The sequence below is a fragment of the Rhodovulum sp. PH10 genome (assembly GCF_000293785.1).
Lineage (GTDB): Bacteria > Pseudomonadota > Alphaproteobacteria > Rhizobiales > Xanthobacteraceae > Rhodoplanes.
The window spans coordinates 1-20,173 of sequence record NZ_AKZI01000046.1 but is presented as its reverse complement, the minus strand read 5'-3'; the positions used below and the strand labels follow the sequence as shown (position 1 = coordinate 20,173).

The 20,173-nt window shown below is 66.5% G+C and carries 16 protein-coding genes; 2 read left to right on the top strand and 14 right to left on the bottom strand.

Features of this window, described 5'->3' with window-relative positions:
- Nucleotides 1-1,264: ATP-dependent nuclease (locus A33M_RS22860; protein WP_202801833.1), on the bottom strand; the 1,264-nt coding region annotated here is incomplete at its 3' end.
- A 49-nt stretch (nucleotides 1,265-1,313) separates the two neighbouring features.
- The gene (gene dnaE / locus A33M_RS09100) at nucleotides 1,314-4,793 is read right to left on the bottom strand and encodes a DNA polymerase III subunit alpha (protein ID WP_008386080.1); all 3,480 of its coding nucleotides are present in this window, start codon (nucleotides 4,791-4,793) and stop codon (nucleotides 1,314-1,316) included.
- A gap of 1,143 nt (nucleotides 4,794-5,936) precedes the next feature.
- Here dnaE and A33M_RS09095 point away from each other — a divergent pair.
- Nucleotides 5,937-6,185: a PilZ domain-containing protein gene (locus A33M_RS09095; protein ID WP_040619883.1), complete on the top strand. Its 249-nt coding sequence runs from the start codon at nucleotides 5,937-5,939 to the stop codon at nucleotides 6,183-6,185.
- 149 nt (nucleotides 6,186-6,334) lie between these two features.
- Here the strand turns inward: A33M_RS09095 and A33M_RS09090 are convergent, their stop codons facing one another.
- The 3 genes from A33M_RS09090 to proS form a co-directional block, all read right to left on the bottom strand.
- Nucleotides 6,335-7,027 carry an ABC transporter ATP-binding protein gene (locus A33M_RS09090; protein WP_008386077.1) on the bottom strand — a complete coding sequence of 231 codons (693 nt, stop codon included), beginning with the start codon at nucleotides 7,025-7,027 and terminating at the stop codon, nucleotides 6,335-6,337.
- 3 nt (nucleotides 7,028-7,030) lie between these two features.
- Nucleotides 7,031-8,299 carry a lipoprotein-releasing ABC transporter permease subunit gene (locus tag A33M_RS09085; protein WP_008386075.1) on the bottom strand — a complete coding sequence of 423 codons (1,269 nt, stop codon included), beginning with the start codon at nucleotides 8,297-8,299 and terminating at the stop codon, nucleotides 7,031-7,033.
- A 225-nt stretch (nucleotides 8,300-8,524) separates the two neighbouring features.
- A complete protein-coding gene (gene proS, locus A33M_RS09080; protein WP_008386073.1) occupies nucleotides 8,525-9,883 on the bottom strand; it encodes a proline--tRNA ligase in 1,359 nt (452 codons plus the stop codon).
- Between proS and A33M_RS23820 the strand changes: the two genes are divergently transcribed.
- Nucleotides 9,882-10,214, top strand: a complete 333-nt coding sequence (locus tag A33M_RS23820) for a hypothetical protein (RefSeq protein ID WP_157223397.1) — start codon at nucleotides 9,882-9,884, stop codon at nucleotides 10,212-10,214. The genes proS and A33M_RS23820 overlap by 2 nt on opposite strands.
- 249 nt (nucleotides 10,215-10,463) lie before the next feature.
- On the opposite strand, the gene A33M_RS09075 is transcribed toward A33M_RS23820, so the two are convergent.
- From A33M_RS09075 to A33M_RS09035, 9 genes are all read right to left on the bottom strand, one after another.
- Entirely contained in the window at nucleotides 10,464-10,736 is a 273-nt protein-coding gene (locus A33M_RS09075; RefSeq protein WP_008386071.1) for a DUF1467 family protein, read from the bottom strand.
- A gap of 243 nt (nucleotides 10,737-10,979) precedes the next feature.
- Nucleotides 10,980-11,384, bottom strand: coding sequence for a methylmalonyl-CoA epimerase (gene mce, locus A33M_RS09070; protein ID WP_008386069.1), 405 nt, complete (start codon nucleotides 11,382-11,384; stop codon nucleotides 10,980-10,982).
- A 53-nt stretch (nucleotides 11,385-11,437) separates the two neighbouring features.
- Nucleotides 11,438-13,108: a ribonuclease J gene (locus A33M_RS09065; RefSeq protein ID WP_008386066.1), complete on the bottom strand. Its 1,671-nt coding sequence runs from the start codon at nucleotides 13,106-13,108 to the stop codon at nucleotides 11,438-11,440.
- A complete protein-coding gene (locus A33M_RS09060; RefSeq protein ID WP_008386065.1) occupies nucleotides 13,105-13,917 on the bottom strand; it encodes a biotin--[acetyl-CoA-carboxylase] ligase in 813 nt (270 codons plus the stop codon). The genes A33M_RS09065 and A33M_RS09060 overlap by 4 nt, the downstream gene beginning before the upstream one ends.
- Nucleotides 13,918-14,061: 144 nt before the next feature.
- Nucleotides 14,062-15,498 carry an NADH-quinone oxidoreductase subunit NuoN gene (nuoN, locus tag A33M_RS09055; RefSeq protein WP_008386063.1) on the bottom strand — a complete coding sequence of 479 codons (1,437 nt, stop codon included), beginning with the start codon at nucleotides 15,496-15,498 and terminating at the stop codon, nucleotides 14,062-14,064.
- Complete coding sequence (locus A33M_RS09050; RefSeq protein WP_008386061.1) at nucleotides 15,495-17,015, bottom strand: NADH-quinone oxidoreductase subunit M; 1,521 nt, start codon at nucleotides 17,013-17,015, stop codon at nucleotides 15,495-15,497. The genes nuoN and A33M_RS09050 overlap by 4 nt, the downstream gene beginning before the upstream one ends.
- Nucleotides 17,015-19,111, bottom strand: a complete 2,097-nt coding sequence (gene nuoL, locus A33M_RS09045) for an NADH-quinone oxidoreductase subunit L (protein WP_008386060.1) — start codon at nucleotides 19,109-19,111, stop codon at nucleotides 17,015-17,017. Before nuoL ends, A33M_RS09050 begins: the two co-directional genes overlap by 1 nt.
- An 8-nt stretch (nucleotides 19,112-19,119) precedes the next feature.
- Entirely contained in the window at nucleotides 19,120-19,428 is a 309-nt protein-coding gene (gene nuoK / locus A33M_RS09040) for an NADH-quinone oxidoreductase subunit NuoK (protein ID WP_008386058.1), read from the bottom strand.
- 11 nt (nucleotides 19,429-19,439) lie between these two features.
- A complete protein-coding gene (locus A33M_RS09035; RefSeq protein ID WP_040619884.1) occupies nucleotides 19,440-20,042 on the bottom strand; it encodes an NADH-quinone oxidoreductase subunit J in 603 nt (200 codons plus the stop codon).
- Nucleotides 20,043-20,173 lie beyond the last annotated feature (131 nt).

Below are 20,173 nucleotides of genomic sequence, written 5' to 3'. Positions count from 1 at the left end.
GCCACGGCGGCGGGAGATGGAGCGAGTCAGCCAAAACGATGGCTGGTATGACGTTATCAAAAACAAAACTCTCTGGGGATTCCCCCGGCAATCGATAAATTCTCGAATCATCCGACTCCTTCTGCCGAGAATCTCCATCGATGAAGCAAATCGACGGAATTCGGATCGATGGGTCTTTATTGTGATGGCTGTTCACAGAAACCGCAAGCCCATCACCCTCCATGGCATGAACCTGAATATGATCGATCGAAACATCCCCCGCCTGCCTCAAGATCGCCTCAAACCAAATCTTAGCAAACCGATCCTCGACAAACACTACCAGAGCCGCCTCAACCTGGCCAGTTATTGCTCGTAAAGACTGGATGTCGAGCTTCCCCTGGAATATCTTATTTTGAGTTGCAACCCAAATCGCCTTGGATGGAAGCGGACGAAGGGCATCATTCGAGTGCGTCGTGAAAATCGTTTGAATCCTCTTCCGCTCCGCAACGTCAATGAGATACTCTACCATCCTGACCGTTGCCACTGGGTGGAGGCCGTTTTCAATCTCTTCAATTAAAACCAGAGACCGATCTTCGGCGAGCTCGATCTGCGAAACCATCCGAATAATGCTTGATTCGCCGGCACCGAAATGAAATTCGGAATACCCGTATCCCGTATTCGTCCTTCCGGTGAGCAGAACCACCCGCCCACCAGAATCAACCTTCAACCTTTTGAAACCACTAACATCCTTCCCTAGAATCCGCGAAACCGCCTCACTAACTGCCTTCGAAAGCTCTTCTACCCGATCATTCGGCACCTCGAACGTGCTTGAAGCACACCGCAATAACTCAGTCCGCTCATTTACAGGCACCGTCCGAGCAACACCAAAAGTCAACGTGGACCGCTCAAGGGCATCTCGATTCCATCGCTGGTTTTTGAAGCTTGCGGTTCGCCGGATAACATCTTTTGGATTCAGAGACCTATCAATCAAGTCGTACTCGATCGACCAATCCTGCATACTTTCATCATATTTCCCGCTCTTTGCAAAAAACCGCTTTGGCGCGACTTTTTTATAGGCGCAGCCCGCAGCTCCGAGAACCGTAGTCTTACCGCCGCCGTTAGGTCCAACAACCGCAGTTACGGGAAAGTCAAACGAAACCGGTTCGTTGGAGAATCCCCTTACCTTTTTTAAAATAACCTTTGAGAGATATCGGCCGTAATTCTTGCTTGCAGCCTTCTCGAGGAGCGCATTGATCGTGCTGTCTCGGATTTCGCTTTTGAACACAGCAATAGCTCCAATTAGCATGCAGTTGACGATAGCACGATCAAGGTCCTCACACCGCCTGCACCTCGACCACCCCGGGCACGGCCTTCAGCGCGCCGGCGGTTTGCGGCGAGACCTTGTAGCGGCCTTTCAGCTTCACCTCGATCTCGGCCTCGTCGAGCAGCAGGACGATGCTGACGTCGCCACCGTCGTTGCGGCCCCCTCCTCCGGCACCGTGGCCTTGGCCGGGACCGCCCGTGCGCGATCCTCCCCCACCCGTCTGCTCGAGCCGCTTGGCGACGGCATCGAGCGGCCCCTCGTCGCGGAGAAAGATGCGAAGCCCCTTCTGCTGCTTGGCGGCGGCCTCGTCGAGCGGCTCGACGGTCTGAATGCGGGCGCGCACCTCCTCGCCCTGCGCCTCGGCCGAGAGAAACAGCAGCACCGCCTTTCCCGGCTCGAGAAAGTCACGGTACTGCTGAAGCCCTTCGGAAAACAGCACCGCCTCGTAGTGGCCCGACGGGTCCGACAGGCCGATGATGCCCATCTTGTTGCCGGTCTTGGTGCGCCGCTCGGTGCGCGAGACGACGGTGGCGCCGAGCCGGCCGGCGGTCGCCCCCGCTCGCACGGCGCGCGAAAACTCGCCCCAGGTCTGCAGCCGCAAGCGTTTCAGCAAATGGGCGTAGTCGTCGAGCGGGTGGCCGGTGAGGAAGAAGCCGATGGCGTCGTACTCGCGCTGCAGCTTTTCCGCCGGCAGCCAGATTTCCGCCGGCGGGATGACGAACGGCTCGGGCGCGGCCGGCCCGCCGAACATGTCGCTCTGCCCGCTCTCGGCGGCGGCATGGGTGCGCTGCGCGGTCGCCATGATCGTCTCGATGGCGGCAAACGCGCGGGCGCGGTCGCGCTCGATGCAGTCGAACGCGCCGGCCGCGACCAAACTTTCCAGCACCCGCTTGTTCACCTGGCGCGGATCGATGCGGCGGGCGAAATCGGCGAGATCGGCAAAGGGTTTTTCGCCGCGGGCCGACACGATGGTCTCGACCGCCTGCCGGCCGATCCCTTTGATGGCGGCGAGCGCGTAAAAAATCGTGTTGCCCTCGACGTCGAAATCGACGCCCGAGCGGTTGACCGAGGGCGGCGCCAGCGTGATGCCGAGCCGCCCCGCCTCGGCGCGGTAGTCGGACAGCTTTTCGGTGTTGCCCATGTCGAGCGTCATCGACGCCGCCAAGAACTCCACCGGAAAATTCGCCTTGAGATAGGCGGTCTGGTACGAGACCAGCGCGTAGGCGGCCGCGTGGCTCTTGTTGAAGCCGTAGTCGGCGAATTTTGCGAGCAGATCGAAGATGGTGTCGGCCTGGGCTTTCTCCACGCCGCGCTCGACCGCGCCCGAGACGAAGCGGATGCGCTGCTTGTCCATCTCGGCGCGGATCTTCTTGCCCATCGCGCGGCGCAGGAGGTCGGCCTCGCCGAGCGAGTAGCCGGCCAAGGCCTGCGCGATCTGCATCACCTGCTCCTGATAGATGATGACGCCAAAAGTTTCGCGCAGATACGGCTCGAGCTTCGGGTGGATGTAGTCCGGCTTCTCGTAGCCGTGCTTGCGGGCGCAATAGATCGGGATGTTGGCCATCGGGCCCGGCCGGTAGAGCGCGACCAGCGCGACGATGTCCTCGAGGCGGTCCGGCCGCATGTCCACCAGCGCGCGGCGCATGCCGGCACTTTCCACCTGAAACACGCCGACCGTCTCGCCGCGGGTCAGCATCTCGTAGCTCTTCTTGTCGTCGAGCGGGATGTGGGCGAGGTCGATCTCGATGCCGCGGCGCTTCAGAAGCTTTACCGCGGTGTCGAGCGTGGTGAGCGTCTTGAGGCCCAGAAAGTCGAATTTCACCAGGCCCGCCTGCTCCACCCACTTCATGTTGAACTGGGTGACCGGCATGTCCGACTTCGGATCGCGATAGAGCGGCACCAGCTCGTCGAGCCGGCGGTGGCCGATCACGATGCCGGCGGCGTGCGTCGAGGCGTGGCGGTTGAGTCCTTCCAGCTTCTTGGCGATCGCAAACGCGCGGGCGACCACCGGCTCGGTGTCGCGGGCGGCCTGCAGCTTCGGCTCGCTCTCGATCGCCTCGGCGAGCGAGATCGGCTTTGCCGGGTTCTGCGGGACGAGCTTGCACAGCTTGTCGACCTGCCCGTACGGCATCTCCAGCACGCGGCCGACGTCGCGCAGCACGCCGCGCGCCTGCAGCGTGCCGAAGGTGATGATCTGGGCGACGTTCTCGCGGCCGTAGCGTTGCTGGACGTAGCGGATCACCTCGTCGCGGCGGTTCTGGCAGAAGTCGACGTCGAAGTCCGGCATCGACACGCGCTCGGGATTGAGGAAGCGCTCGAACAGCAGGTTGAAGCGGAGCGGGTCGAGGTCGGTGATGGTGAGCGCCCAGGCGACCACGGAGCCCGCGCCCGAGCCGCGGCCCGGGCCGACCGGGATGCCGTGGCGCTTCGCCCACTGGATGAAGTCCGACACGATGAGGAAGTAGCCGGGGAATTTCATGCGCGAGATGATGTCGAGCTCGAATGCGAGCCGCTCGCGATAGTCCTCCTCGGTGTGACCGGCGGCGCAGCCGTGGGCGGCGAGCCGCGCGTCGAGCCCCTCGGCGGCGCGCCGGCGCACGATGGTCTCCTCGTCGAGCCCGTCGGCCTCGTCGGTGGAGTAGCGCGGCAGCAGCGGCTTTCGGGTGCGCGGGCGAAACGCGCAGCGCTGGGCGATCTCGACCGTCGAGGCGAGCGCCTCGGGCAGATCGGAAAACAGCGCGGCCATCTCGGCGCGGGTCTTGAAGCGGTGCTCCGAGGTGAGGTGGCGCCGCTCGGCCTCGGCGACCATCCGCCCCTCGGCGATGCACAGAAGCGCGTCGTGCGCCTCGTAGTCGTCGGCGGTGGCGAAGAACGGCTGGTTGGTCGCCACCAGCGGCACGCCGCGGGCATAAGCGAGGTCGATCAGCGCGCCTTCGGCCGCCCGCTCGCGGTCGGTGCCGTGGCGCTGCAGCTCGATATAGAGCCGGTCACCGAACAGGCTTTGTAGCGCCTCGAACCGGCTGCCGAGCAGCGGCAGCTGGCCGGCGACGATCGCCTCGTTCAACGGGCCGTCCGGGCCGCCGGTGAGCGCGATCAGGCCGTCGCAGCCCTCGGCGAGCCAGTCGATCGCAATGTGCGGCGCCTCGTTCGACGGCGTGTCGAGAAAGGCGCGCGAGTTGAGCCGCATCAGGTTGCGGTAGCCCTCCTCGCGGGCGGCGAGCAGGACGAGCCGCGGCAGGCTGCGGGCGCCGCCGTGCGGGCCGCTGCGGCTCGCCTCGTGGTCGGCGAAGTCGATCGCGAGCGAGATGCCGACGATCGGCTGGATGCCGGCGGCCGACACCTTCTCGGAAAACTCCAGCGCACCGAACAGATTGTCGGTGTCGGTCAGCGCCAGCGCCGGCTGCCGGTCAGCCTTGGCGAGACCGTAGAGCTTTCCCACCGGCAACGCCCCTTCGAGCAGCGAATAGGCCGAATGGACGTGCAGATGCACGAAGCCCGGACCGGCAGGCGCGTCGGCCTCTCCGGACGCGGACGAAACACGGGGCGCGGACAGTCGGGGGTCGGCGTTCACGGGCGATCTCACGCAGTAGGATCCGCCGGCCCGGCAAGGCTCGCGGATTTTATCTCGCCGTCCGAGGACCCGAAATCGGAAAACTCCGGGTCCGAAAACGCTGGATCCGAAGGCTCTGGTTCCGAAGACTCCGGTTCCCAAGGCTCTGGTTCCCAAGCCTCTGGTTCCGAAGGCTCGAAGCCCGAGGACCAGACTTCCGAAGACCACAGCTCCGAGGACCAAAATTCCGAGGACCAGAGTTCCGAGGACTCGGAGTCCGGACGGCCACGCCCCACAACGCCACCCGGTGCGCCCGCTGTCCAGCCGCCCGGCCGGCCGCACGGAAAGAATCGGGCGCCCGCCCGCCGTCGTCCACAGGACCGCTCACGCCCCCAGCGTCCGCCACGCAGGCGCAACCGCCGTGCCCCTCGCCGGCGCCCCTTCCCGGCTTTTCGCGACACCCTGCACGCGCGTTCCAGTCCCTCTGCACACGCATGGCAACGGCGACAGAGTTCGACCTCGTCCCGAGAACGGGCGGAACGCCCGCGTCGCGAAGGACGAGAGCCCCGCCCGGCCTCATCCTTCGAGACGGCCGCTTTGCGGCCCCGCGGGATGAGGGTCATGGTCTCTCGCCGTTCGTATCACCCGGCCACGGGCTCTCGCTCGTCCTCCGTGCAACTCCTATCCGCGGTCCGCCCAGACCCGCATCCCATCGCATCGACTCGACGAAAACCCGAAAAATCAGAGCACTGTCAGCAATCTCGCCCACACCACGACGATCCCGGCGAGCAGGCCCAGCGAGGTCACCGTACGGACGGTATCGATGGTCGACCAGGGCATCGCACTCCTCCATTTTACCGGACAGGGCATGACCACGAGGCGGACTCGCCATGAACGTCACAAGAACTTTAGTTCTCTTTTTGTTCTCTCGTCAAGCGTTTCCCGCACGGCCCCAAGGCGTTTCGCCGCGCGCCGACCTGTGAATGAAACCGGCGGGATTTCGCGGTCGAATTAATTAAAGCGCAAAGCCGCGGAGTCATCACTTTCGCAACGCAACGATGCTTCGACCCCACGCCGAGCCCCATGACGAACGAGCGCCGAAAACACCCCCGCTCCCGGCTGTTGAAGACGGCCCGCATCGCGCTCGGCCCGAAGACGCCGAAGATCGAGTGCGCCGTGCGCAACCTGTCCGAGGGCGGCGCGTGCCTGCACGTGCATTCCGGCACGTTCGGCATTCCGCGCGAATTTCAGCTGGTGTTCGAGAGCGGCGCCACGCATCCCTGCCGGGTGGTGTGGCGCACCGAGCAGCGGCTCGGCGTCAGCTTCCACTGACGGCGCCGGCGCCGGCGCCGGCGCGGGTCGCGAGCGCACGTGTTCGCATTCCGAAAACGAGATTGACGGGGATCAACGTCTCGTTCATACTTTGTTCCAGGCCGCACGAACAGCCCGGACGCGAACGGCCGGAAGACGTAGCCGTCGACCTATTGCAGCTCGATCACCCGCCCGTCCTTGAGGGTGACGCGGCGGTCCATGCGGGCGGCGATGTCGAGATTGTGGGTGGCGATCACCGCGGCGAGGCGGGAGGCGCGCACCAGCTGGGTGAGCGCGCGAAACACGTGCTCGGAGGTGTGCGGATCGAGGTTACCGGTCGGCTCGTCGGCGAGCAAAATGCGCGGCGCGTTGGCGACCGCACGCGCGATCGCGACGCGCTGCTGCTCGCCGCCCGACAATTCTGCCGGGCGGTGCACCAGCCGCTCCTTGAGGCCGAGATAGGAGAGAAGCTCGGCGGCCCGCTCGCGCGCCTCGTTGCGCGTCATGCCGCGGATCATCTGCGGCAGCATGACGTTCTCGAGCGCCGAGAACTCGCCGAGCAGGTGGTGCGCCTGATAGACGAAGCCGACCTCGTTGCGGCGGATGCGCGTGCGCTCGGTGTCGGTCAGATGCGAGGTCGGCACGTCGTCGATATAGACCTCGCCGGCATCCTGGTGCTCCAGAAGGCCGGCGATGTGCAGCAGCGTCGACTTGCCGGCGCCGGACGGTGCGATCAGCGCCACCATCTGGCCCGACCACACGGCGAGCTCGGCGCCCTTCAGGACGTCGACGGTGGCGTCGCCCTGCCGGTACTGCCGCTCGATCTGATGAAGGAAGACGATGGGTCGTTCGGTCGGGGCCATGGACTACTCGTAGCGCAGCGTCTCGACGGGATCGAGACGTGCCGCCCGCCAGGAGGGATAGAGGGTCGCGAGCAGCGACAGGCCGAGCGCCATCGCCACCACGGCGAAGGTTTCCGAGGCGTTCATCTCGGCCGGCAGTCGCGACAGGAAATAGAGCTCGCGGGGGAAGAGGTCGGTCTGGGTGACCCAGGACAGAAACTGCCGGATCGCATCGATGTTGAGGCACACCAGCGTGCCGACGCCGAAGCCGACCAGCGTGCCGACCACGCCGATCGAGGCGCCGGTGATCAGGAAGATGCGCATGATCGCACCCTGGCTCGCCCCCATGGTGCGCATGATGGCGATGTCGGAGCTCTTGTCCTTCACCAGCATGATGAGCCCCGACACGATGTTGAGTGCGGCCACCAGCACGATCAGCGTGAGGATCAGGAACATGACGTTGCGCTCGACCTGCAGCGCGTTGAAGAAGGTCGAGTTCCGCTGCCGCCAGTCGATCATGTAGATCGGCCGCTGCGCGGCTTCCGCGATCAGCTTGCGGTAGCTGTCCACATTGTCGGGATCGGTGGTGTAGACCTCGATCGCCGTCACGTCGTTCGGCCGGTTGAAATAGGCCTGCGCCTCCGGCAGCGGCATGAAGACGAAGGCGGCGTCGTACTCCGACATGCCGATCTCGAAGATCGCCGTCACCTTGTAGGGCTTTATCCGCGGGGTGGTGCCCATCGGCGTGACCGCGCCGCGCGGCGCGACCAGCGTCAGATTGTCGCCGACCTGGAGCGACAGCTGCTCGGCGAGCCGTTTGCCGATCGCGATCCCCTGCCCCTGGTCGAAGCCCTCCAGCGTGCCCGCCTTGATGTTCTTGGAGATCGAGGCGAGCTTGTCGAGGTCGGCGGCGCGCATGCCGCGCACCAGCACGCCGTTGGCGGCGAACGGCGAGGAGGCGAGCGCCTGGCCCTCGACGATCGGCGCGGCGAGCCGCACGCCCGGCACCGCGGCGATCCGGCCGGCCACCGGCTCGAAGTCGGTCAGCGGCGATTCCAGAGGCTGCACCAGGAGATGGCCGTTGAGGCCGAGAATCTTGTCGAGCAGTTCTGTGCGAAAGCCGTTCATCACCGCCATGACGATGATCAGCGTTGCCACGCCCAGCATGATGCCGAGGAAGGAGAACCCGGCGATCACCGAGATGAAGCCTTCCTTGCGCCGCGCCCGCAGATAGCGCAGCGACAGCATCCACTCGAACGGTGCGAACGGCCGGGTCCCGGCGGCGTCGGTCATGACGATTCTCTCCGGCTCTGTCCCGGCAGGATTACACCCGATTCTCCGGATTTAGCGAGGCCGACCCCGCCCGATCCCGATTCTCACGAGCAGGGTCTTTCCCGATGCCCGGTATCGCCGGGCCCGGCACGAATCCAGATGAACGTCTCCCCCGGCCCCTCGACTTTCATTCAAATCGGGCGGTTTCGAGCCGGCGTCGGCGTCCGCCACCGTTCGTCGGTCGTTTTACACCGGCAGGGCTGCGTCCCGTGCGGCAGGCGCTTGCGGCGCGAGCCGCTCCAACACTTCGGCGGGGGTGAGCATGTCCCGCTGATCGCCGGAGCGACGCTTCAGCTCGACCTTGCCCTCCTTCAGGCCGCGCGGCCCGACCAAAATCTGCCACGGCACGCCGATCAGGTCGACGGTCGCGAATTTCGCGCCCGGGCGTTCGTCGAGGTCGTGGTAGAGCACCTCGACCCCGCGCGCGGAAAGGTCGCGATAGAGCGACTCGCAGGCGGCGTCGGTCGCAGCATCCCCCTGCTTGAGATTGACCACCGCCACCGAGAAGGGCGCGACCGGCTCCGGCCAGACGATGCCGGCGTCGTCGTGGAACGCCTCGATGATCGCGGCCACCAGCCGGCTCGGGCCGATGCCGTAGGAGCCCATGTGGACCGGCTTCTCGCTGCCGTCCGGATGCGCCACCACCGCCTTCATCGGCGCCGAATATTTGGTGCCGAAATAGAAGATGTGGCCGACCTCGATGCCGCGCGCCGACACCCGGTCCGCCTCGGGGATGGCGGCGAAGGCCGCCTCGTCGTGCTTCTCGGAGGTCGCGGCATAGAGCGAGGTCCACTGGTCGACGATCGCCTGCATGCCGGCGACGTCGTCGAAGTCGAGCCCCGCCTCCGGCACCGGCATCGCGAGATAGTCGCGGTGGCAAAAGACCTCGCTCTCGCCGGTCTGCGCCAGGATGATGAACTCGTGGGAGAGGTTGCCGCCGATCGGCCCGGTGTCGGCGACCATCGGGATCGCCTTCAGCCCCATGCGCGCGAAGGTGCGCAGGTAGGCGACGAACATCTTGTTGTAGGCGTGCCGCGCGCCCTCGTAGTCGAGGTCGAAGGAATAGGCGTCCTTCATGAGGAACTCGCGCCCGCGCATCAGGCCGAATCGCGGCCGCACCTCGTCGCGGAACTTCCACTGCAGGTGATAGAGATTGAGCGGCAGGTCCTTGTAGGAGCGGACATAGGCGCGGAAGATCTCGGTGATCATCTCCTCGTTGGTCGGCCCGTACAGCATCTCGCGGTCGTGGCGGTCGCGGATGCGCAGCATCTCCTTGCCGTAGTCGTCGTAGCGCCCGCTCTCCTTCCACAGCTCGGCCGATTGCACGGTCGGCATCAGCATCTCGACGGCGCCCGAGCGGTCCTGCTCCTCGCGGATGATTCGGCAGACCTTGTCGAGCACCTTCAGGCCGAGCGGCAGAAAGGCATAAATCCCGGCGGCCTCCTGGCGGATCATCCCGGCGCGCAGCAGGAGGCGGTGCGACGCAATGTCCGCTTCCTTGGGCGTCTCGCGCAGGATGGGGAGGAAGAAGCGTGACAGGCGCATGGCGAAGCTCCTCGAAGACGACGCAGAGAGAACGGATTTTTGCCGGAAATACAAGGGCGAACGCACGTTTCGGTCGCATTCTGCGTCGGCCGTTGCCCGTTCGCTCGGCCGCGTGATCACCCATTATGCAGAGTTTGTTGCAGCGCACGACTACCCTGGTGACAAGCGCCATCCGGTAAGCTACGTAATCAAAGCTCGCTCCCGGAAGTTCGACTGGAACTTTCTTTCGTCCGGGGGCACGGTCCAGGTCTGTGGGAGGAACCAGCCAAACGGCGCGCTCGATCGCAGCCGCTCCGCTCAAAAACATCGCGGAGGAATGGCAAAAAACTAAGGTGGAGCAGGTCCTCGTGCCTGCTTTTTTTTTGATTCCGCAGACCGGGGCGACGGCGGTCGACCTCGTCCACAGGGCACCACCAGGCGCCTCCCCGTGTCGAGCCTGCCGCGTCGACGTCGCCCTCGTCCTTCGAGACGCACTCCTTCGGAGTGCTCCTCCGGTCGAGGAGAAACTGTGCTCGCCGAGAGAACGGCCAGAGCGCCCGAGCGGACTCGCTCGCCGTCCCGACTCGCTCGCCGTCCTCGCTCAGCGCGGGAAAAGCCCCCACAGCGTGACGAACCGCTCGAGGTCGATCAGCCCGGCCGCCGAAACCGCATAAAACGTCCCGGTGACCACCAGCGCGACCAGCGTGGTCCAGCCCGCCTTGGCCGCGAGTCGAGGGGCCGACGGCGCACCCGGATCGGTGCCCGGCGCGATGTCGCCGGTCTCGTGCTGCGAGCGGATGCCGAACGGCAGCACCGCGAACAGCACCACCCACCAGACCACGAAGAAGACGGCGGCGAGAGTCGTCAGGGGCATGAAATGGTTTCCGGCTGAACGGCTCGGGTTCTTCACCCTCTCCCGTGGGGAGAGGGTCGGCGAGCGCAGATCGCCGGGCCAAGGGGCGTGTACGCCGATGACACGCTCGGCCTCCCCCTCACCCGGAGTCCTCGCTACCGCTCGGACTCCGACCTCTCCCCGCAAGCGGGGAGAGGTAGAGGCCATGCCGTGATCGCGGTCCCGGCCCGAGGCGGCGTCCAAGAAAAAACGCCGAGCGTTCGCTCAGGCCTGCTCGAGCTCGACCAGGGTGCCGTTGAAGTCCTTGGGATGCAGGAACAGCACCGGCTTGCCGTGAGCACCGGTCTTCGGGTTGCCGTCGCCGAGCACGCGGGCGCCACCGGCCTTCAGCTTGTCGCGCGCGGCGATGATGTCCGCGACCTCGTAGCAGATGTGATGGATGCCGCCGTCGGGGCTCTTCTCGAGGAATTTTGCGATCGGCGAGTTGTCGCCGAGCGGCTGCAGCAGCTCGATCTTGGTGTTGGGCAGGTTGATGAACACCACCGTCACGCCGTGCGCCGGCTGCGGGATCGGGTCGGACACCTCGGCGCCCATGGTCTCGCGATAGAGCTTGGAGGCCTTTTCGAGATCGCCGACGGCGATCGCCACGTGGTTGAGACGTCCGATCATGACTGTCCCCTCTGCTCGGCCTCGCGGACCACCCGCGCCGCCCTGTCGGCCCCTTATACTGCCAACACGTGGACGAGACACAGGGGCTTCTTGCCCCACGCGAGAGCGACCCTGCTGCGCACCGCCCGCCGGACCGATTCGGCGACGCTGTCGGGATCGCGCCGGCGGGCGCGCGGAAGGTTCGCCACCGTCTCCTCGACGGTCGCCGTGACCAGCGCGTCGATCCGGCGACCCTCGGCGTCGGCGTCCGGAATGCCGATCAGCCCGATCTCGGGATCGGCGGCCATGGTGCCCGAATCGTCGAGCGCCAGCGCCACCGACACCACGCCGACGAAGCTCAGCCGGCGCCGGTCGGCGACCGTGCGGGCCTCTGCCTCGACGATCAGATTGCCGTCCTTGTAGAGCCGGCCCTGCGGCACCTCGTCGACGATGCCCGGCGGGCCCGGCGCGATCCGCACCAGGTCGCCGTTGCGGCAGCCGACCACCTCGGACACGCCGAGGCTGCGCGCGAGCTTTGCGTGCTCGGCGAGGTGCAGCGGCTCGCCGTGGACCGGCACCAGGATTTTCGGCTTCACCCAGCCGATCAGGTCGGTCAGCTCGTCGCGTCGCGGATGGCCGGAGACGTGCACCAGATGCGTCCGCTCGGTGATCACCTCGACGCCGAGCGCGATCAGCCCGTTGATCACCTTGTTCACGGCCTTCTCGTTGCCGGGAATGGTGCGCGAGGAGAAGATCACCCGGTCGCCCTTGGCGAGGCCGATGTCGGGATGGGTGTCGGTGGCGATGCGGGCGAGCGCCGCGCGCGCCTCGCCCTGGCTGCCGGTGCACAGCGCCACCACCTTGTCGCGCGGCAGATAGCCATAGGTCTCGGCCGAGCGGAAATCGGGGACGCCGTCGAGATAGCCGGTCTCGCGGGCGACCTGGACCACCCGCTCCATCGCTCGGCCGACCACCACCACCTCGCGGCCGCAGGAGCGCGCCGTCTCGGCGATGCCGCGCAGCCGCGCGACGTGCGAGGCGAAGGTGGTGATCGCGACGCGCTGCGGCGCCTCGGCGATCAGCTTCGCCAGGGTTTTGCCGACCTCGGTCTCGGAGGGCGAGCGGCCCTCGCGCACGGCATTGGTGGAATCGCCGACCAGCGCGAGACACCCGGCCTCGCCGAGCGCGCGCAGCTTCTTCTCGTCGGTCGGCGGGCCGACGACCGGCGTCGGGTCGAGCTTCCAGTCGCCGGTGTGCAGCACGGCGCCGGCCGGCGTCCGCACGATCAGGGCGTTCGACTCGGGGATCGAGTGCGACATCGAGCAGAACTCGACCTCGAACGGCCCGAGCGGGATTTTGCCGCCGAGCGGCACGACATTGACCGGGATTTCCGGCGCGCCGGGCTCGGCCTGCCGCTTCGCCTCGAACAGCGCCGCGGTGAAGGGCGTGGCGAAGATCGGCATCTTCAGCCGCGGCCACAAATCGATGATCGCGCCGAAATGGTCCTCGTGGCCGTGGGTGAGGACGAGGCCCAGGATGTTCTTGCGCTCCGCCTCCAGGAAGCGGACGTCCGGCATCACCAGGTCGATGCCGGGAAGATCGTCGCCGCCGAACGACACGCCGAGATCGACCGCGATCCAGGCCCGCTTGCGATCGCGGCCCCAGCCATAGAGCGAGAGATTCATGCCGATCTCGCCGACACCGCCGAGCGGTGCGAAAACGAGATCCTCGGCCGTCTGAGTCATGGGCGTTGCCGGTCCGCCGACGGCGCCGGACCCGGAGCCGCCAGCGGAAACACGTCGCCGGCGGCGATCCTCGAAACGCCCTCGTCACCCGTGATTACCAGATTCCCTTGGGAATCGATCGTCTCGAACCGACCGGTGATCTCCGAGCCCGAAAGCCTGACGACCAGCGGCGTGCCGGGCGCCGGGCCCAGAGCGAGCCAAGCGTTGCGGATCGCGGCAAAGCCGTTGCTGCGGTCCCACTCGGCGAGCCGGCGCTGCATCGCCGCGGTCAGCGCGCAGAACAGGGTTGCGGCGGAGACCCCTGCCCCTTCGGCGGCGAGATCGGTCGCCGGATACTGCGCGTCGGCCGGATGGTGCACGCAGTCGATGCCGAGCCCGACCACCACGGTGAGGCCCCGCTTGCTCTCGCCCTCGACCAAGATGCCGGCGATCTTCTTGCCCGCGCACAGGAGGTCGTTCGGCCATTTGAGCGAGAGCTTTTGCGCCAGCGCCGGGGCGGTCTCGGCGACCGCGTCGTAGGCGGCCAAGGCGGCGACGAAGGAGATTTCGGAGGCCTGCGGCACCGGCGCCGGATCGGTCAAGAGCAGGCTCGCATGCAGATTGCCGGGCTCCGAGGCCCAGAACCGCCCGCGCCGGCCCCGCCCCGCGGTCTGCCGCGCCGCGGTGATCCACAACGGCCCCGGCTCGCCGGCGAGCGCCCGGCGAAGCGCCTCGGCATTGGTCGAGTCGACCTCGTCGAGTGCGAGATGCTTGGTGCCCGCCGCGGCGACGGAGGGGTGGAGGAAGGGAACGAGTTCGGGATCGGGCAAGACGGCACTCCGCCACACGCACGGCGTTCTACCCTCTCCCCTTGCGGGAGAGAGTGGCTCGGTCGAGCAGCGCGAGGCCGAGCCGGGTGAGGGGTTTCGCCGTCCGTCGTCGCGATCGAGGCTCGGCGCCGCGCCTCGCCGGTCTCAGAACAGCGATTTCGCGGCGGCGGAGGCGGCGTCGACCAGCGGTGCCGGCCAGACCCAGAACAGCAGCACGAACACCCCGGTGACCGCCAGCACCACGCCGAGCTCGCCGCGCATCGGCGCGAGCGCCGGTGCCGGCTCGTCGAAATACATCACCTTGACGATCGCGAGATAGTAGTAGGCCCCCACCACGCTGGTCAGCACGCCGATCACCGCGAGCGTGTAGAGCCCGGCGTTCACGGCCGCGAGGAAGACGTAGAACTTCGCGAAGAAGCCGGCGAGCGGCGGGATGCCGGCGAGCGAGAACATCATCATCGCCAGCAGGAACCCCACGCCGGGCTTGGTCCACCCGAGACCCGAAAGGTCGGAAATCTTCTCGAGCGCGACGCCGTCCCGCTTCATCGAGATGATCACGGCAAACGTGCCGAGCGTCATCGCGACATAGATCGCCATGTAGACCATCACGCCCTGCACGCCCTCGGCGGTGCCGGCGGCGAGCCCGATCAGCGCGTATCCCATGTGGCCGATCGAGGAATAGGCCATCAGCCGCTTGATGTTGGTCTGGCCGATCGCGGCGAACGAGCCGAGCGCCATCGAGGCGATCGAGACGAACACCACGATCTGCTGCCACTGCGGCACGATGGTCGGGAAGGCGGTGACCGCTAGCCGCACGAACACCGCCATCGCGGCGATCTTCGGCGCAGCCGCGAAGAAGGCGGTGATCGGCGTCGGCGCGCCCTCGTAGACGTCGGGCGTCCACATGTGGAACGGCACCGCAGAGACCTTGAAGCACAGGCCGGCGAGCAAGAAGACGAGGCCGAAGGTGACGCCGAGGCCGCCCGTGGCCGCCCCCTGCGCGATGCCCGCGAACGACACCGTGCCGGTCGAGCCATAGACCAGCGATGCGCCGTACAAGAGCATGCCGGACGACAGCGCGCCCAGCACGAAATATTTGAGGCCCGCCTCGGTCGACTTCACCCGGTCGCGGTCGATCGCGGCGACGACATAGAGCGCGAGGCTCATCAGCTCGAGCCCGAGATAGAGCGCGATCAGATCGGCCGCCGAGATCAGCATCAGCATGCCGGTGGTCGAGAGCACGATCAGCACCGGATACTCGAAGCGCTGCCGCTCCGGCGAATCCAAGAAGTCGCCCGACATCAGAATGGCGACGGCCGAGCCGACCAGCGCCAGCAGCTTGAAGTAGCGCGCATAGGCGTCGACCACGAAGCTGCCGCCGAAGGTCTCGACCCGCTCGTCCGGCATCAGGAACACCAGCACGCCGGCGGCGATCAGCAGCATCACCGCAAAGCCGCTCAAGGCGGAGGTGGCGCGGTTGCCGCGATAGGCGCCGATGACGATCAGGCACAGCGCGCCGACGGCCAGCACGATCTCGGGCATGGCGGGCGCGAGCGGGGGAAGCGCGAAGGCGTGGTTCATCGGGCTGCCGTCGGTTGGAGGGTCGCGGCCTTCGTCGCGCCGAGCGCCTCGTGGTAGTTCTCGACCAGCGCCGTCACGGCGGAGGCCGACATGTCGAGCACGGGCTTGGGATAGACACCGAGCCAGAGCGTGAGCACGACGAGCGGCACGAAGATCATGATCTCGCGCGGCTCGACGTCGCGGATCGCGGCGAGCGACGGCTTGTCCAGCGCGCCGAGCACCACCTTGCGGTACATCCACAGCGCGTAGCAGGCCGAGAAGATCACGCCGAGCGCGGCGATGGTGGCGACCCAGGTGTTGACACGGAAGGTGCCGAACAGCGTGAGGAACTCGCCGACGAAGCCGGAGGTGCCGGGCAGCCCGATGTTCGCCAGCGTGAACAGGCCGAAGATCACCGCATAGACCGGCATGCGGGTCACCAGGCCGCCATAGGCGGCGATCTCACGCGTGTGCATGCGGTCGTAGATCACGCCGACGCACAGGAACAGCGCGCCCGAGACGATGCCGTGCGAGATCATCTGGAAGACGCTGCCGGCCACCCCTTGGGTGTTGCCGGCGAAAATGCCCATCGTCACGAAGCCCATATGGGCGACCGACGAATAGGCGATCAGCTTCTTCACGTCCTCCTGCATCAGCGCGACCAGCGACGTGTAGACGATCGCGATCACCGACAGCACGAACACCATCGGCGCGAAGAACTCCGAGGCGTCCGGGAACATCGGCAGCGAGAACCGCAGGAACCCGTAACCGCCCATCTTCAGGAGAACCGCCGCCAGGATCACCGAGCCGGCGGTCGGCGCCTCGACATGCGCGTCCGGCAACCAGGTGTGGACCGGCCACATCGGCATCTTCACCGCGAAGGAGGCGAAGAAGGCGAGCCACGCCCAGTATTGCAGGTTTTGCGGGATGCCGCGCGCCATCAACTCGGGGATGTCGGTGGTGCCGACCTGCCCGTACATCGCGAGGATCGCGAGCAGCATCAGCACCGAGCCGAGCAGCGTGTAGAGGAAGAACTTGAAGCTCGCATAGACCCGCCGCGGGCCGCCCCACACGCCGATGATCAGGAACATCGGGATCAGGCCGCCTTCGAAGAACAGATAGAAGACGACCACGTCGAGCGCCGAGAAGGTGCCGACCATCATGGTCTCGAGCACCAGGAAGGCGACCATGTACTCCTTCACCCGGCGCTGGATCGGCTTCCAGCTGGCGATGATGCACAAGGGCATCAGCGCGGTGGTGAGGATCACGAAGGGCAGCGAGATGCCGTCGACGCCGACGTGATAGCTGATCGTGCCGGCGAGCCACGGATGCTTCTCGGCGAACTGGAAGTCGGCGGAGCCCGGATCGAAGTGCCAGACCAGCACCAGCGACACCGCGAAGGTGATCACCGTGGTCCACAGCGCGATCCAGCGGGCGTTGCGCTTCACGCCCGCATCCTCGTCGCGCAGCATCATGATGCACAGCGCGCCGAGCAGCGGCAGGAAGATCGTGAGCGAAAGAACGGGCCAGCTCACCATCACCGGATCCCCCCGAGCGTGAACCAGGTGACGAACGCGGCGATGCCGATCAGCATCGCGAACGCGTAGTGATAGAGATAGCCGGTCTGCAACCGGACCACGCTGCGGGTGACGTCGAGCACCCGCGCCGACACGCCGTCCGGCCCGAGCCCGTCGATCACCGTGCCGTCACCCCGCTTCCACAAGGTGCGGCCGAGCCACATCGCCGGCCTGACGAACAGCCAGTCGTAGAGCTCGTCGAAGTACCACTTGTTCAAGAGGAACAGATAGACCGGCTTGAACCAGCGGGCGAGCGCGACCGGGATGCCGGGCGCCCTGAGATAGAACAGCCAGGCGACCAGGAAGCCGCCCACCATCATCACCGTCGGCAGCATCTCGATGGTGAACTCGACGTGGTGCATCTCCTCGAGGATCGAGGAGACCACCACCGAGCCGCGGAAGAAGTGCTCCGCGCCCTCGCCGGCAAAGGCGTCCTTGAACGGCAGCCCGGCGAGGATCGCCCCGGCGGCGAGCACGCCGAGCGGCAAGAGCATGGTGATCGGGCTCTCGTGGGCGTGCTCGTAATGGTGCTGATCGTGCGGACGGCCGTGGAAGGTCTTGAAGATCAGCCGCCACGAGTAGAACGAGGTCAGCGCCGCGGCGACCACGGTGCAGACGAAGCCGTACATCGCCATCGGGTTGTGGCCGCCATGACCGCTCGCGAACGCCGCCTCGATGATCGCGTCCTTCGAGTAGTAGCCGGCGGTGAGCGGCACCCCGGTGAGCGCCAGCGTGCCGACGATCATCATGAAATAGGTGAAGGGGATGCGGTGGCGCAGGCCACCCATGTGCCGCATGTCCTGCTCGTGATGCATCGCCACGATCACCGAGCCGGCGCCGAGGAAGAGCAGCGCCTTGAAGAAGGCGTGGGTGAACAGGTGATACATGCCGACCGGATAGGCGCCGACGCCCATCGCGACGAACATGTAGCCGAGCTGCGAGCAGGTGGAATAGGCGATCACCCGCTTGATGTCGTTCTGCACGAGGCCGATGGTGGCGGCGAACAGCGCCGTCGTCGCGCCGATGAAGGTGACGAAGGCGAGCGCGTCGGGCGACAGCTCGAACAGCGGCGACAGCCGCGCCACCATGAACACGCCGGCCGTCACCATGGTCGCGGCATGGATCAGCGCCGACACCGGGGTCGGGCCCTCCATCGCGTCCGGCAGCCAGGTGTGGAGCAGGAACTGCGCCGACTTGCCCATCGCGCCCATGAACAGCAGCAGGCAGATCAGCGTCGGCACGTCCACCTGCCAGCTCAGGAACCGCATGGTGGTGCCGACGAGGCTCGGTGCCTGGGCAAAAATGGTGTCGAAGGCGATCGCACCGGTTGCCACGAACACGCCGAAGATGCCGAGCAGGAAGCCGAAATCGCCGACGCGGTTGACCACGAAGGCCTTGATCGCCGCGGCGTTGGCCGACGGCTTCTTGTACCAGAAGCCGATCAGCAGATAGCTCGCGAGGCCGACGCCCTCCCAGCCGAAGAACATCTGCACGAGATTGTCGGCGGTCACCAGCATCAGCATGGCGAAGGTGAACAGCGACAGGTACGCGAAGAAGCGCGGCCGGCCCGGATCGTCGGACATGTAGCCGATCGAGTAGAGGTGCACGAGCGCCGACACCGTCGTCACCACGACGAGCATCACCGCGGTGAGCGTGTCGATCCGCAGCGCCCAGTCGATCGTGAGATCACCGGAGAGGATGAAGGGCGCCACCGTCTCGCGCACCGTGTCGGCGCCGCCGAAGCCGATCTGCGCGAAGGCGAACCACGACAGCGCCATCGAGACGAACAGGAGCGCGGTGGTGATCACCTCGGCCGGGCGCGAGCCCGGCGCCGGCGGTTCGGCCGGGTGCTCCTCGTGATGCGAGACGTGGACGGCGGCGTGGTCGCCGTGCGGCGTGGTCGCGCCGTGGGGATGGCCCGCGGCGGCGGCGTCGGCGTGGTTCTCGGCGCCCGGCGCCGGATAGCCGCCCGGATGGCGGGCGGCCGCGCCGACCAGCGCGATGGCACCCGCGACCAGGAAGCCGAGGAGAGGAAGGAAGACGATCGCCTGGTACATCGCGCCGCTCAGCCCTTCATGATGTTGATGTCCTCGACCGCGATCGATCCGCGATTGCGGAAGAACACGACGAGGATGGCCAGCCCGATCGCCGCCTCGGCGGCGGCGACGGTCAGCACGATCAGCGCGAAGACCTGGCCGACCAGGTCACCGAGATGCGCCGAGAACGCCACCATGTTGATGTTGACCGCGAGCAGGATCAGCTCGATCGACATCAGGATGACGATGACGTTCTTGCGGTTGACGAAGATGCCGAAGATCCCGAGCGTGAACAGGATCGCCGCGACCGACAGATAATGGCCGAGCCCGATGGTCATCGCGGTTCTCCCTAAATCCCCTGCCCCGGCTTCACGTCGACCAGCTCGATGATCTTCGCCTTCTTGCGCGAGAGCTGGTCCGGCACGCTCTGGCGGCGGACATACGGCTTGTGGCGCAGCGTCAGCACGATGGCGCCGATCATCGCGACCAGCAGCACGAGGCCGGCCGCCTGGAAGAAGTAGACGTAGCGCGTGTAGAGCACGAGGCCGAGCGCCTTGGCGTTGCTGACGTCGGCGGCGATCGGCGCCGCGGTGCGCAGCCCGCCCGGCTCCATCACCCAGGTGCCGACCACCAGCAGAAGCTCCACCAGCACGATCAGCCCGATCAGCGCGCCGACCGGCAAATACTGCATGAAGCCCTTGCGCATCTGCACGAAGTCGACGTCGAGCATCATCACGACGAACAGGAAGAGCACGGCGACCGCGCCGACATAGACCACCACCAGGATGAGCGCGAGGAACTCCGCCCCCATCAGGATGAACAGCCCCGCCGCGTTGACGAAGGCGAGGATGAGGAAGAGCACCGAATGCACCGGGTTGCGCGACGAGATCACCATCAGCGCGGAGGCGACGCAGATGCCGGCGAACAGATAGAAGAACAGCGCGGGGATCATCGGGACGTCCTCGGCGAAGCCATCGATGCACGGCACCGCGTCCGTGCTCCCTCTCCCCGCCTGCGGGGAGAGGGTTGGGGTGAGGGGCGGTCGGCGACGGGGCGCGGCGGGGGGGCGCGCCCGCCGCACGG